9 protein-coding genes are annotated in these 13,838 nt (G+C 66.1%); all 9 read right to left on the reverse strand.

Translation table 11 applies throughout. The annotated features are described in order from the left end of the window. Positions 1-19: 19 nt before the first annotated feature. The gene (locus AC1RMG_RS03915) at positions 20-661 is read right to left on the reverse strand and encodes a DUF1345 domain-containing protein (protein WP_011061020.1); all 642 of its coding nucleotides are present in this window, start codon (positions 659-661) and stop codon (positions 20-22) included. A gap of 137 nt (positions 662-798) precedes the next feature. Next, positions 799-1,992 carry an autotransporter outer membrane beta-barrel domain-containing protein gene (locus AC1RMG_RS03920; RefSeq protein WP_493168402.1) on the reverse strand — a complete coding sequence of 398 codons (1,194 nt, stop codon included), beginning with the start codon at positions 1,990-1,992 and terminating at the stop codon, positions 799-801. Beyond that, the gene (locus AC1RMG_RS03925; RefSeq protein WP_493168404.1) at positions 1,931-2,758 is read right to left on the reverse strand and encodes a hypothetical protein; all 828 of its coding nucleotides are present in this window, start codon (positions 2,756-2,758) and stop codon (positions 1,931-1,933) included. The genes AC1RMG_RS03920 and AC1RMG_RS03925 overlap by 62 nt, the downstream gene beginning before the upstream one ends. Positions 2,759-3,112: 354 nt before the next feature. Next, positions 3,113-3,733 carry a glutathione S-transferase gene (locus AC1RMG_RS03930; RefSeq protein WP_493168406.1) on the reverse strand — a complete coding sequence of 207 codons (621 nt, stop codon included), beginning with the start codon at positions 3,731-3,733 and terminating at the stop codon, positions 3,113-3,115. Continuing rightward, positions 3,730-7,374 (reverse strand): AAA family ATPase, encoded by a 3,645-nt coding sequence (locus AC1RMG_RS03935; protein ID WP_401020172.1) that lies wholly within the window; start codon positions 7,372-7,374, stop codon positions 3,730-3,732. Before AC1RMG_RS03935 ends, AC1RMG_RS03930 begins: the two co-directional genes overlap by 4 nt. Next, positions 7,371-8,615, reverse strand: a complete 1,245-nt coding sequence (locus AC1RMG_RS03940) for an exonuclease SbcCD subunit D C-terminal domain-containing protein (protein WP_011061024.1) — start codon at positions 8,613-8,615, stop codon at positions 7,371-7,373. Before AC1RMG_RS03940 ends, AC1RMG_RS03935 begins: the two co-directional genes overlap by 4 nt. A 134-nt stretch (positions 8,616-8,749) precedes the next feature. Beyond that, on the reverse strand, positions 8,750-9,721 hold the full coding sequence (locus AC1RMG_RS03945) for an AraC-like ligand-binding domain-containing protein (protein ID WP_011061025.1): 972 nt from the start codon (positions 9,719-9,721) through the stop codon (positions 8,750-8,752). Between the two features lie 91 nt (positions 9,722-9,812). Then, entirely contained in the window at positions 9,813-11,900 is a 2,088-nt protein-coding gene (gene capA / locus AC1RMG_RS03950) for a caprolactamase subunit alpha (RefSeq protein WP_493168408.1), read from the reverse strand. Positions 11,901-11,918: 18 nt separating this feature from the next. Then, positions 11,919-13,664: a caprolactamase subunit beta gene (gene capB, locus AC1RMG_RS03955; RefSeq protein WP_493168410.1), complete on the reverse strand. Its 1,746-nt coding sequence runs from the start codon at positions 13,662-13,664 to the stop codon at positions 11,919-11,921. Positions 13,665-13,838 lie beyond the last annotated feature (174 nt).

Below are 13,838 nucleotides of genomic sequence, written 5' to 3' on the forward strand. Positions count from 1 at the left end.
CTAGAAGTTTTGTGCAGCCTCAACTGAACAGCCCGGCGGCGATATTGATCGAGAAACCGAGGATCGCGGTGTTGAACAGAAAGCCGATCAGCGATTGGGCGAGGACGATCTTGCGCAGCTCGCGGGTGGCCACGCCGACGTCCGAGGTTTGCACCGCCACGCCGATGGTGAAGGAGAAATACAGGAAGTCCCAGTAGTCCGGGTTGGTCGGGCCTTCGGCAAAGCGCAGCGCCGGTTCCTTGCCGTCCCAGGTGTAGTACAGGCGCGCGTAGTGCAGGCTGAAGATCACCCCCACCAGCAGCCACGAGCCGATCACCGTCAGCCCGGTGAAGCCGTAGTGGACCAGGCGCTGGGTGCTGTCCAGGTCCTTGCTGCCCACCAGCTCCAGGGTGATCGCCACCAGGCTGGCGATGGCCGCCACACAGACGATCAACAGCACCAGGCCGGCGTTTTCATCCTCGGCTTCGGCGATGCGCCTGACCTCATCGGCCCGGGCCCGAACGGTGAGCCAGAGCATCAGTGCCAGGTAGCTCCAGACAGCGGCGTTCCAGCCAATGAGGATCTTGCCGGTCAGGGTCTGGGCAGGAGCGAGCAGACCGATGGCGCAGCCGATCAGGACGCCGATGGTCAAGCGGGGGTGGGTGCGGATGACGACGGACATGGGCATTTTCGCGAGAGTGGAAGTGGCCAAACCTTAGCATGGCGTCTGGCTCCCGGGCCTGCCCGAATCACGCAATGGCGAACGTGCATCCGCGTCCCCGGCCGGCTTCGAATTCAGGCCGGTGGGGCAGGCTGCTATCAGAACTGATAAGTGAAGGCTGTCTGAATGCCGGTCACATCATTGCCACCTGGTTGCTGCGCCCAGAACACGCCCGTATGCACGGCGCTGTGTTCGTTCAGGGCATAGCTCACTCCCGTGCCGGCCCCCAGGCGAGCGTCGTGCTGTTTTCCGGCCTGGTAGGTGTAGCGCCCCAGGTACTCCATTTGGGCGTGAAAGGCATCGCGCTTGTTGCGCAGGTCCTGGGTCAGCTCCAGGTTGGCACTGAGTTCCAGCTGCCGGGTGAGCTTTTTGGCGCCCCGCACACCGAGGTTCAGGCTGGTGGTCGTGCGGCCCATTTTCGCGTAGCTGGCCGCAAACACCGCGCCGCTGTTTTCACGATAGCCCTGGCGGCTGACCTGAGTCTGGCTGAGGCCCAGATACGGCGTCAGGGTCATTGCATTGAGCATCACGCCGTAGGCGCCTTCGATGCTCAAGGACTTGCCGCGCAGGCTCGAACGCCCTTGGCCGGCCTCGGTGTAAGCCAGTTGTTCGCGTGTGATATCGACCTTGGAAGACACATAGGCTGCGGCCACACGGCCCTGCCAACCCAGCCCGTGGCCTGTTTCATCAACGGCGGCGAAGAGGGCGACCGCCGGTGCTGCCGACCCTGCCTTGGTGTAGTTGTCCGGCAGTTGCCGATCGAGGTCCTGATCCAGGGTCACGCCAAGGCGCAGATGCTCGGTGGGACGAACCCCCAGGGTCAGGCTCATGCTGGTCTGCCTGGCCACGCCGTTGCGGCTGTAGCTTGGGCCCACACCGATACAGAACGAGCCACTGTCGATCTGGCATTCCTGGCTCATCAATCGAGCCAGTTGTTCGCTGCGCAAATCGAGCATCCCCCAGGCCCGATTGGCGTTTTTGGCCATGGCGGTGCGGGTGTTGTCCAGGTCGACAAGGTGGGAGCCTGTTTCGGTGATTTTCCATAGCGCGGCGTGCATGGCTCCTTCACCCGTAAGGCTGAGGCCCACGACAACATTGCCGTCAGCGGAGACGCCGGTCGCCGCTGACGTTTCACCGCCCAGGGTGCCCAGGTCGACCATGCCGCTGGCATCGGTGTGCCGGAATGCATGGACATAGCCAGTGGCCGTCGCGGCTACACCTACGATGACGCTACCGTCGGAGGAAGTGCCATAAGCGAAGGAATCGCCACCCCAGGAGTCCAGGCCGACCATGCCGGCTGTCAGTGTGCTTGAACGCTTGAGTGCCGCCTGTAGCTGTCTCGGCCATTCCCACGATAACGCGGCCGTCGGCGGAGATGCCGGACGCTTGTGAGGCCTGCCCTCCCAGGGTGCCCAGATCGATCATGCCGCTTGCGTCGGTGTGCTTGAAGGCATGTTGCATGCCTGTGCTGGCATCGATATTCGCGTATCCCACGACAATGCTGCCGTCCGCGGACACGGCAGTGGCACCGGAGTAGCCGCTGTTGCCCGCATCCAGGGTGCCCAGATCGATCATGCCAGTCGTATCGGTGTGCTTGAAAGCATGAAGCGCTCCATTGGCTGCACTCGAATGGCCTACGACAACCGCGCCGTCAGCCGATACGCCTACCGCATCTGAGATTCCCCCTCCACTCAACGTGCCGAGGTCGACCATGCCGGTTGCGTCGGTGTGCTTGAAGGCGTGAACCGTGCTAGAGGTGCTAGCGCTTCCCACGATCACATTGCCGTCAGCGGATATGGCTTTGGCAGAGGCATGGCGTCCCCCCGGGAGGGAGCCCAGATTGACCATGCCGGTCGCATCGCTGTACTTGAACGCATATTGATTGCCGTTCGCGAACGCAGTGCCGACGATGAAATGGCCGTCAGCCGATACGCCATAGGCTACCGAGCCATCAGCGCCCAAAGAACTCAGGTCGATAGTAGTGTCGGCACAGGACTGTGCTGAATAAATCACTCCATAGATCAGGGTTAATGCGGCTGTTGAAAAAGGCGATTTCAATGTAATGAACCTGGCGATAAAGGAAATGACTACAGCGGCCTGAATAATGGATTTTTCTGGGGGCGAGCAGGCTACTGCCGAAGTAATGGCTTGCTTTACGCGGTAATGAGGGTGTGATGCCCGACTGGCTTGGGGTTTGGGGCTGAGTGGGGCGCGATAGTGTGAATCGAAGTTCTCTTGCTTACATGAGAGTAGTAACTGGGCGTTTAACTAATTGCTGTGTTGGATATGAATTTGATGTGTCGGGTTAGTTTAGTTATTAGTTGCGGATGAAGTCTTTAGGAAGATTCTGAAAGCCTGTTGTTTCGGCAGCTCAATCTATTTGAGGCTGCCGATACGCGCATCTTGTGAAGGTTATTGTTTGGCCATGACTGCCAGGAATAACTCTGATGCTAGCCGCTCCTGCAACCACTCCTGCAAGGAGCGATAAGGCGTCTGGGCAAACCACTCCCGGTCCACATGGGCAAACTGGCGAACAAACGGCAGCAGCGCCATGTCCGCCAGGCTCGGATGCGCCGCCAGCAGATAGCGGCGCTGCTGCAACAGGCTATCGAGGCGCGCCAGAAACGCCTCGCCCTGGGCCCGGTAGTGCTCCATGGGCGCCTCGGGGTAGCGCTCGGCGTACTTGTAGCGATTGAGGTGCACCTTGAACACCTGGTCATTCTCGGCAATCAGTGCCGCCATCTGCGCCTGGGCCGTCGGGTCCTCCGTGAGCCGCCAATCCTCGGGGTCATGCTGGGCCAGGGCCCAGTGCATGATCTCCAGGCTTTCATCGATCACCCGATCCTCCAGTGCCAGCACCGGCACCGTGCCCTTGGCCGACAGCGCGAGCATCTCGGCCGGCTTGGCCTTGAGGCTGACTTCGACAATCCGCAATGGCACCCCGGCATAGCGCAGGGCCAGCCGCGCACGCATGGCGTAGGGGCAGCGGCGGAAGGAGTAGAGGGTCGCCCCCGGCGTTTGCAGCGTGCTCATTTCACCTCCAGGGTGCTCAGGCCATTGCCCTGGCGGCTGACCTTGATCTGTACCGGAATCCGTTCGTGCATTTCCTGTACGTGGGAGATCACCGCCACCTTGCGGCCCTGGGCCTGCAGGCCGTCGAGGGCATCCATGGCCAGTTGCAGGGACTCGGGGTCGAGGCTGCCGAAGCCTTCGTCGATGAACAGCGATTCGATCTTCAGGGTGCTGGAAGCCATGGAGGCCAGCCCCAGGGCCAGGGCCAGGGACACCAGGAAGGTTTCGCCGCCGGACAGCGAGTGCACCGAGCGCAGTTCGTCGCCCATTTCGGTGTCCAGCACCAGCAGGCCGAGCATGCTGCCACCGCGCTTGAGGCGGTAGCGGCGCACCAGTTGGCGCAGTTGGGCATTGGCGTGGTGCACCAGCAGGTCGAGGTTGTAGGCCTGGGCGATCTTGCGGAACTTGTCGCCTTCGGCCGAGCCGATCAGGGCGCTGAGCCGGGCCCAGCGCTGCCACTGGGCGTAGGCCTGTTCAAGGCGTTGGTTGAGGGCCTGGTTGGCGGCCTGGCGGCGCTGGTCCTCGCTTTGCCGTGCACGCAGGTCCGCCACCTGTTGTTCGCTGGCCTGGGCCTGTTGCTGCAGCTGTTCCAGGGCCTGGGCCAGTTGTTCGGTCTCCAGGTTGCCGTTGTGCTGGGCCTGATGCTGTTCCAGGCGCTGCTGGCGTTCCTGCAGCAGCACCTTGGCCTGCTCGATGGCCTTGTCGTTGTCTTGCAGGCGCTGGCGCAGTTGCTGCACCTGTTCTTCGTCCAGCTCCAGCAACTGTTGCAGGCCGGCGTCATCCAGTTCGGGGTGCCCGGCGCGCCACTGCTCGATGCTGGCGGCCAGTTGCTGTTGTTCGCTTTCCAGGGCTTGCAGGCGTTCTTCCCGGGCCTTGAGCTCGGCGCCCAACTCGATCGCTTGCTGGTGCAGCGCCTGCTGCTGTTGCTGGGCCAGGGCCTGGGCGCTGCGGGCCTGGTCCACGGCTTGCTCCAGGTGCTGCTGCCAGTGCTCGGCGCTGGGCTGCTGGCCCAGCAGTTCGGCGAGCCTGTGCTGGCAGGCCTGTTGCTGCTGGTGCAGGGTGTCGAACTGCTGTTGGGCCTCGGCCAGTTGCTGCTGGCGGGTCAGTTGGCGGTCCTGTTCCTTTTCCAGGGTCAGCTGGCGCTGTTGCTGTTCTTCGGCCTCTTCCTGCTGCTCGCGCAGTTGCTCGATGCGTTGCAGCACCTGCTGGTCGAGCTGCATGAAGGTGCTGGCCGGGTCGCGACGCAGGCCGTCGAGGACCTCTGCCGGCAGCAGGTGGCTGAAGCTGGCCAGTTCCTCGTCCAGGCGCTGGCGGTCGGCGCTCAGTTGCTGCTGTTGCTTGTCCAGGTGCTGGGCGGCCTGCTGGCTGGCGTCGATTGCTGCCTGCAGCTGGTTTTGCAGGCGCGCGGCATCTTTTTGCAGGGTCAGCAGGGCGCCCTGGCGGTTTTCGTCCTGGGTGATGCTCTGCTGCAGCTGGTCGAGTTGCTGTTGCAGCCAGGCATCGCGCTTGGGCGGGTCCTGGTCCAGGAGGCTGGCGCTCAAGGGGTGGGCTTGCAGGCTCGGGGCCAGGGCCTGCTGCTGGCTCGCCAGCTGTTCCTGCTGCTGGAGGAATTCCTTCTGCTGGGCGATCAGCCCCTGGACCTGGGCCCGCAGTTCGTTGAGCTGTTCCTTGAGGCTGTCCACCGTCTTGCGGGCGCTGGCTTCCTCGTTCTCGTCGTGGCGCCCGAGGCTCTGCAGCAAGGCTTCAGGCTGGTGGTAGGGGTGCTCGACGCTGCCGCACACCGGGCACGGCTGGTCGCTCTGCAATTGCCCGCGCAATTCCTCGACGCTGGCGCTGCGGGCCAGCCGCTGGCGCTCCAGCAGGGCCTGGGTGACGCTCAGGGTCTGCTCGGCCACCACCAGCTCGGCCTTGGCCTGCAGGCCGACCTTGTTCAGCTCCTCGCGCTGGGCGGCCACCGCCTGCTGCCTGTCCTGCAGGGCCTGGCCGCGCTGGTCCAGTTCGCGTTGCTGGGCCCAGAGCCGGGCCAGCTCTTCGACGGCGCGCTGCTGCTTGCGGTTGTCCTGGAGCAGGGTGCCGAGCAACTGGATCTGCTCGGCCACCGCCTGGGGCTCGGCCCCGGCTTCGCTGTAGAGCAGTTCGAGCTGCGTGCGTTGCTCGCTCAGTTGCTGGGCGGCGCTGCTGGCGCGCTGTTCCAGGGCCGGCAGTTCGGCCTGGCCCTGGTGCAGGCGATTGCCGATCAGCATCAGTTGTTGCAGGCGTTCGCGGTAGGCGTTCCAGGCGTCGCTCAAGGGGGCGAGGGCGACGCTGTGGGCCAGTTGCCCGGCGATCCGCTCCAGGCGTTCGCCCACCAGGCGCTGTTTTTCCAGCAGTTGCTGGATGCCTTGCTGGCCCTCGGTGCTGGCCTGCTCGGCGCGGCTGCGTTGGGCCTCGGCCTGGGCCAGGCTCTGCCCCAGGCGCTCCAGGTTGGCCTGTTCGGCAAAGGCTTCGCGCAGCAACGGGGCGCTGGTGCTGTGCTGTTCCTGGGCCTGGGACAGGGCCGTGCCGGCGTCCTGCAGTTGCTGTTGCAGGCGTTCCTGCTGTTGTTGCAGGGCGCCTTGCTGTTCGACCTGCTGCTGGATCTGCTGGCGCAACGGCAGCAGGCTGGCGCCCAGCTCTGCCTGGCGCAGGAACTGGTGCCGCTGCGGCGCCAGTTGTTCCAGGCGTTGCAGGCGCAGGCGCTCCGGGGCCAGGGCCTGGGCGTCCTGTTCGGCCGCTTGCAGTTGTTCGGCGGCGCTCTGCCGGGCTTCCTGCCACTGGCGTAGTTCCTTGAGCCAGACGTGCTGGGCTTCCAACTGCCTGAGCTGGGCCTGTTGCTCCTTGAGCTGTTGCTGGGCCTGGCTCAACTGCTGTTCAAGCTCGGCCCGGGCCTCGGGCTCCAGCGGGCTGATGCCGCTGGCCTGGGCCTTGAGCTCCTTGTGGGCGTCTTCGGCCTCCTTGCTCTTGCTGTAGGCGCGGCGCCCCAACTGGCTGTAGACCGCAGTGTTGGTGAGCTTTTCCAGCAGCTCGCTGCGTTCCTTGTCGTCGGCCTTGAGAAAGGCGCTGAACTCGCTCTGGGCCAGCATCACCGCCCGGGTGAACTGTTCGAAGTTGAGCCCCAGGCGGGCCTCGATCAGTTGCTTGTATTCGCTCTTGCTCTGGTTGCTCAGCAGCTGTTCGCTGTCAAGGTCGGTGAGGTTCTGCCGGCTGCCTTGCAGCTTGCCGGTGGCTTTGTCGCGGGCGCGGTTGGTTTCCCAGCGGGCGCGGTAGCGACGGCCGTCGATGCCGACAAAATCCACTTCGGCATAGCCGCTGCCGGTGCCGCGGCGCAGCAGAGTGCGCGGGTCGCTGGTGAGGATCTCGCTGTCGACCTCGGGGACCTTGGTCTCGCGGCCGATATTGTTCAGCCGCGGCACCGCGCCGAACAGCGCCAGGCACAGGGCATCCAGCAGGGTGCTCTTGCCGGCGCCGGTGGGCCCGGTAATGGCGAACAGCCCGGCGCTGGCCAGGGGCTCGGCGGTGAAGTCGATCTCGAAGGGGCCGGCCAGGGAGGCCAGGTTCTTCAGGCGGATGGCCAGGATCTTCATGGCTGTTCACCTTCTTGCTGGACGTCCTGCAACAGCAGGGCGAAATCCTTGAGGGTGGCTTCGTCCACCTCGTTGGCGTAAGCGTCGCGCCAGGCGCGGCGGAACAGCTCTTCGGGGGTCAGCTGGTCCAGCTCGATCAGCTCGGCACTGGCCTCTTCACCGTCACCTGCGCCCTTGCCGGCGTATTCGGCGGCGATCCGCACCAGGCGCACGGCCTTGCCTTGCAGGGCGCTTTCCACTTGCTGGCGCAGGTCCGGCTGGGGCTCGTCCAGGCGCACCCGCACTTCTAGCCAGGGCTGGCGCTGCTCCTCGGCCAACAGGTCGATGTCCGGCAGCTCGCCGAGCTGGGTCAGGAGTTCCCCCAGGGGCGCCGGGCCCAGGCGTTGCAGGTTCACCGCGCGGGGAATCAGCCGCGGTTCGACGCTGACCAGGGTCTCGCCGTCCAGGCGCACGTCGAGGATCTGGTGCTGGTAGCCGATCTCGGAAAACGACAACGGGATCGGCGAGCCGCTGTAGCGGATGCGCTCCTCGCCGTTGACCTTCTGCGGCTTGTGCAGGTGGCCCAGGGCCACGTAGCTGATGTCCGGGCCGAACAGGCTGGCGGGCAGGGCCTCGGCGTTGCCGATGATCAGGCTGCGTTCGGAATCTTCCGAGACCGAACCGCCGGCCATGTGCGCATGGCTGACGGCGACCAGGGCCTGGCCCGGCTGGCGCTTGGCGTTGGCCGCGGCGATCAGCCATTCGTGGACCTGGGCAATGCCCTTGAGGTAGTCGTCGCCCAGCTGGCGGCCGGTGACTTCCGCCGGCCGCAGGAACGGCAGGGCCAGGCACCAGGCGGCGACCTGGCCGCTGGCGTCGGGCAGCGGCAGCAGCAGGCGCTCGGCGTCCAGCTGGCCGTCGTCCAGCCACAGCACCCGGCCCAGGGCGTGGGTGCGCAGGCGGCGCATCAAGGGCGCCGGCAGCTCGATGCGCGAGCCGGAGTCGTGGTTGCCGGCGATCATCACGACGGTCAGGGCCGGCTGCTGCTCGTGGGCGCTGACGATGAAGTCGTAGAGCCGCTCCTGGGCGCTGACCGGCGGGTTGACGGTGTCGAAGATATCGCCGGCGATCAGCAGCACATCGGGCTGTTCGTGCTTGAGCTGGCGCAGCAGCCACTCCAGGAAACAGGCGTGTTCGAAGTCGCGTTCCTGGCCGTGGAGGTTCTGGCCCAGGTGCCAGTCGGAGGTGTGAAACAGACGCAAGGCAGGCTCCGCATGCAAAAGGCTTGGCCGCACATAAGGGTGACTGCGGCGAAAGGGCAGAGAGTTTACTGGCAAATGCGTGTTCATGCCCGAGCCGTGGCAAATGCCCCGGCGCTGCCAAGTGGGGCCGGCGTTCAGTGACGCGGTACGGCAGTGCCCTGGCCGGCGCGCACTTCGCTGGCGGTGCAGCCGAACTGCTGGCGAAAGTGCCGGGCGAACTGGGCCTGGTCGGCAAACCCCCAGCGCGCGGCCAGCTCGCCGATCGACAGGCGGCAGTGGGCGTCGCGCAGTTGGCGGTGCACGGCGCAAAGGCGCTGCTGACGAATCCATTCGCCCAGGCTGAAGGGGCTGTCGGCAAAGAGCTTGTGCAGATAGCGCAGGGAAATGCCACAGGCGCTGGCGATCTGCCTGGGGTTGAGCTCCGCCGAGCCCAGGTGCTGCTCCACGTAGCTTTCGATGCGTTGCAGGTGCAGGGCGGCGAGGCTGGAGCTTTCACTGCTGAGCACCCGTTCGTCCTGGCGAAGGGTCAGCAGCAGGGTCGCCAGGGCCTGTTCCAGCAGCATATGCCGCGCCGCCGGGGCGCATTCGTCGAAGCGCGCGGCGCACATGGCCAACTGGTCGGCGAAGATCCGCCCCAGGCCGCGCCGGGCATCGAAACAGAAACGGGTGTAGCGCTCGGCGCCGCGCAACTGGCCGTGCAGGGCCTGCTCCGGCAGCTTGAACACCCAGAGGTCGTTGTCGCTGGCGTAGCGGAAGCGGTAGGGCGCATCGCCCCGTTCGAAGATGAAGCTGCCGGGGCGGCAATGCAGCTCGCGGCCGTCCTGTTCGAACAGCACCTCGTGGCGCCGGGGGATGGTCACCAGGTAGCAGGCCTGGGTGTCGTTGCTGACCTGGGCCTTGCTCCGGGAATAGCCCAGGCGGCTGGAACGCAGGCGCGACAGGGCCAGGGCACTGCTGGGGGTTTCCCAGATCCGCAGGTTGCCCTGGAAGGGGCGGTCGCTGCTGAATTCAAGGGACAGGGGAAAGTAGGCGTTGCCAATGGCTTCGGCCCAGCGGGGCTGGCATTGGTGCTCGGGCCAGTAACGGGTGGATAGCTGCTGAACCATCATCACTCCTGCTTTCTTGTGTTTTTTAGTCAGGACAGCACCGGGTGGTCAGCCACGGTGCCGGTGATCTTTGGGCAAGAGCGCGGGTCGGTCAATCGGCAGGCGTCAGCCGGTAGCAGGCCGAGGGCGCGAGCGTCGCCTGCCAGCCCGGCGGCACCACGATGTTGGTGGTGGCTTCCTCGATCACGCAGGGGCCGGTGAGGGTCTGCCCGGCCTGCAGCTGTTCGCCCTGGTAGACCGGCGTCGGTTGCCAGCCGCCGGCTTCGTCGAACAGCATCGAGCGCTGTTCCCGAGGCGTTGCCGGCACCTGCTGCTCGGGGATCGGCATCTCCGGCATCGGTGGGTGCTGCAGCCTGGCGATCACCGAGCATTCAAGGTTCACCAGCTCGATCGGGCTCTGCGGCTCGCTGTAGGAGAACAGCGCCTTGTGCCGGCTGTGGAAGGCTTCGCGCAGGGCGCTGAGGCCGGCCGGGTCCAGCTCGTTGCTGGCCAGTTCGACGCTGCATTCGTGGATCTGCCCCAGGTAGCGGATTTCCAGGTGGTATTGGGTATCGACCCGGTTGCCGTTGCTGAAGCCGTCCTGGCGCAGGTTCTCCAGGCCCTGTTCGCGCAGCCGGGCCAGGGTCCGGTTGAGCAGCGCCAGGTCCACGTGCTGGTCGTCCAGGCGCATGGGCAGGGTGGTCAGCTGGTCGTAGCGGATGTCCGAGAGGATCTGCCCGAAGGCGCACAGCCCCGAGGCCACCTTGGGAATCAGCACCACCTGGCTGCCGATTTCCTCGGCCAGGCGGATCACGTGCATGCCCGCCGCGCCGCCGGCGCCGATCAGGGCGAACTGGCGGGGATCGTAGCCGCGCTCCACCGATACCCGGCGGATGCCGCTGACCATGTTCAGGTTGACCAGGGTGATGATGCCCAGCGCCGCGCGCTCGATGCTGATGCCCAGGGGCTCGGCGATCCGGCTGGCGATGGCCTGCAGCGCCGCCTGGCGTGACAGGCGGATGCTGCCGCCGAGCAAGGCGCCGTCCGCCAGGTAGCCCAGCGCCAGGTTGGCGTCGGTCACCGTCGGCTCGCTGCCGCCCTTGCCATAGCACACCGGCCCGGGGTTGGCCCCGGCGCTGCGCGGGCCGACCTGGAGCATGCCGAAGGGGTCCAGGTGGGCGATGGAGCCGCCACCGGCGCCGAGGGTTTCCACCTGGATCATCGGCACGCCGATGCGGTAGCGCAGAAAGTCGCTGTCCTTGCTGAAGTTGGTGCGCCCGCCCTGGCTCAGGGTGATGTCGAAGGAGGTGCCGCCCATGTCCACGGTGATCACGTTGTCGATACCGAATGGTCGGGCCACGCACAGCCCGGCCTGGGGCGCCGAGGCCGGGCCGGAATTGATGGCATTGACCGCCCGGGTGCTCATGATCGCGCCGGGGGCCAGGCCGCCGTTGGACTGGAAGTAGCGGGTCGGCTGCTGTGCCCCCAGTTCTTCGAACAGGCTGTCGATGCGCGCCACATAGCGTTGCATCACCGGGCTCAGGTAGGCGTTGACCACGGTGCTGGAAGTGCGGGTGTATTCACGGATCTGCGGGAACACTTCATTGCCGGTGCAGACGAAGACCCCGGGCAGGGCCGCGCGCACCAGCTGTGCGGCGCGCTGCTCGTGGGCCGGGTTGCGCACCGACCAGACAAAGGAGATGGCCACCGCCTGCACCTGCTGCTCGCGAAAGTACTCGATGGCCCGCAGGATCGCCGTTTCGTCCAGGGGCGCGTGCTCCTGGCCGTCGCTGCGCATGCGCCCGCCGATGGGCCGGCGCAGGTGGCGCGGCACCAGCATGTGGGCCTGGGGGTAGCTGGCGTCGTAGCGGTGGCCGTCTTCCTTGTGCCCCAGGCGGATTTCCAGGCTGTCTTCGTGGCCATCGGTACACAGCAGGCCGACCTTGGCCCCGGTCTTCTCGATCAGGGCGTTGAGGGCCACGGTGGTGCCGTTAATGCACAGGTCGCAGTCGCCAATGATCTGCGCCGGGCTGCGCCCCAGGGCGTCGGCCATCTGCGCCAGGCCGTTGCGGATGGCCAGGGTGCCGTCCTGCGGGGTCGAGGGGGCCTTGAACAGCTGCACGTTGCCGAGCTGGTCGGCGAGGATGAAATCGGTGAAGGTGCCGCCGGCGTCGATGCCCAGGCGATAGTGTTTGCTCATGGGGGATGCTCCGTGGGTTCAGGGGCGGGTGCGCAGGGCGCGGGTGGCGTCGTGGTCCAGGCGCTGATCGGCGTCGAACACCACGCCGTAGTCCAGGCGCGCGCCTTCGAGGGAGACCAGGCCATTGCGCAGGTCTTCGGCCACTCGTTCCAGGGGCCGCAGGAAGGGGTCGCCATAGCCGCCACCGCCGGGGTTGAGGTTGATCACCCGCTCGCCCGGTTGCGCGGTCAACTGGGCATTGTGCTGGTAGGTGTGTTCCTGGCCGTCGGTGCGGCGATGGGTCAGGCGCCCGAGCTTGGGCGCCAGCAGGCCGTTGCGCGCCCCCGCGGCGCCGGCGGTGGGCAGTTGCCGGCCTTCGCCGAAACCCACCACGGTCATCGGGTGCTGCAAGGGTTCGATCTCGATGCAGGTGCCCGAGCCGCCGCGAAACTGCCCGGCGCCGCCGCTGTCGGTGATCAGGCTGTAGCGGTGGATGAGGATCGGGTAGGCGTATTCCAGCAGTTCGATGTCGCCGGACATCAGCGCGCCGAAGCAGCACAGCGGGCCGCAGGCCGGCCAGCCGTCCATGGCCTGGTTGGCCCCGGCCCCGGAGATGATCGAGGCCAGGACCATGGTCACGTATTCGGCGTTGTCGTTGCGCGGGTCGTGGCCGGCGATGTTGATCCCGCTGGCATGGCCCCAGGACGCGGTGACCCGTTCCGGCGCGGCCTGCTCCAGGGCCTGGCGCACCGCGTCGGCGAGGGTTTCCATGGGGGTGGTGGTGCTGTTGACGTGGGGCGCGGGTTCGCTGGCGTTGCACAGGGTTCCGGGCTCCCCCAGGTCGACGCTGATGCAGCGGTACAGGCCCTCGTTATAGGGCGGCGGCACCTGGGCGAACATCATCAGCCCCAGGTACACCCCGGACACCGAGTTGCCGGCGTAGGAATTGATGAAGTAGGGCACCTGGGGCGGGCTGTCGATGCGCACCCGGGCCTGATCGCCGCTGATCTGCACCTGGGCGGTGATGGTCAGCTGGCCCAGGCCGTGGCCCGAATCCTCCAGCACCGCGCTGCCGTGGTAGAAGCCATCCGGCACCTCGCGCAGCAGGGCGCGCATGTGCCGGTCGGCCATGTCCTTGAGCTCGCCGATGCAGGCGCGCACCTGTTCCACGCCGTAGCGCTCCAGGAGTTGCAGCAGGTGCCGCTCGCCGACGCTGCAGGCGCCGTACTGGGCATTCAGGTCGCCTTCCTGGTAGACCCGGGCGCGCATGTTGGTCAGCAGCAGGTTGATCACATCCTCGCGGCGCTGGCCCCGGGACCAGAGCTTGACCGGCGGAATCCGCAGGCCCTCGGCATAGATCTCCCTGGCGTCCGGGTTGTAGCCGGCAGGCACCGGGCCGCCGATGTCGGTGAGGTGGCCCTTGCACACCGCCCAGAACACCAGCTCGCCCCGGTAGAACACCGGTTTGTACATGCAGCAGTCGAGGATATGGCTGCCCTGGTAGGCCGGGTCGTTGTGGTAGATCACGTCCCCTTCATGGATGTCGTCGCCGAAGAATCCGGCCACGCATTTCATCGCCGGGATCAGCGAGCCGAGGTGGATCGGGATGTCCTGGCCCTGGAGGACCATTTCCGGGAGGTGGTCGAACAAGGCATTGGAGTAGTCGTGGGCCAGGTTGAAGACGCTGGAGCGGCCGGTTTTCTCCAGGGTCAGGGTCATTTCACGCTGGGCGGTTTCCAGCGCCCCTCGCACCACGGCGAGGGTGATCGGATCTACTGTGCTCATGGCTCACCTGAGTTCTTGTTGTTCTCGGGGTGGGGCGCGACGGCTGTTGCGCCCACGGCCTTAAGCTACGCGCAGCCAGGCGCACCTGGCTTGTCGCCGGGTGCAGGGCTTTTTGCGTTCTGGTGCACTGTCGTCACTGCTGAATGTGGGGGGCACGCGCTGCAGGAGCTGGCT

The organism is Pseudomonas sp. GW822-FHT04H02 (assembly GCF_058800645.1).

Coding starts and splice junctions, on each gene's coding strand:
- AC1RMG_RS03930 (WP_493168406.1), bottom strand. CDS start 3,733: ATGAGCACGCTGCAAACGCCGGGGGCGACCCTCTACTCCTTCCGCCGC.
- capA (WP_493168408.1), bottom strand. CDS start 11,900: ATGAGCAAACACTATCGCCTGGGCATCGACGCCGGCGGCACCTTCACC.
- capB (WP_493168410.1), bottom strand. CDS start 13,664: ATGAGCACAGTAGATCCGATCACCCTCGCCGTGGTGCGAGGGGCGCTG.
- AC1RMG_RS03935 (WP_401020172.1), bottom strand. CDS start 7,374: ATGAAGATCCTGGCCATCCGCCTGAAGAACCTGGCCTCCCTGGCCGGC.
- AC1RMG_RS03945 (WP_011061025.1), bottom strand. CDS start 9,721: ATGGTTCAGCAGCTATCCACCCGTTACTGGCCCGAGCACCAATGCCAG.
- AC1RMG_RS03915 (WP_011061020.1), bottom strand. CDS start 661: ATGTCCGTCGTCATCCGCACCCACCCCCGCTTGACCATCGGCGTCCTG.
- AC1RMG_RS03920 (WP_493168402.1), bottom strand. CDS start 1,992: ATGGTCGGCCTGGACTCCTGGGGTGGCGATTCCTTCGCTTATGGCACT.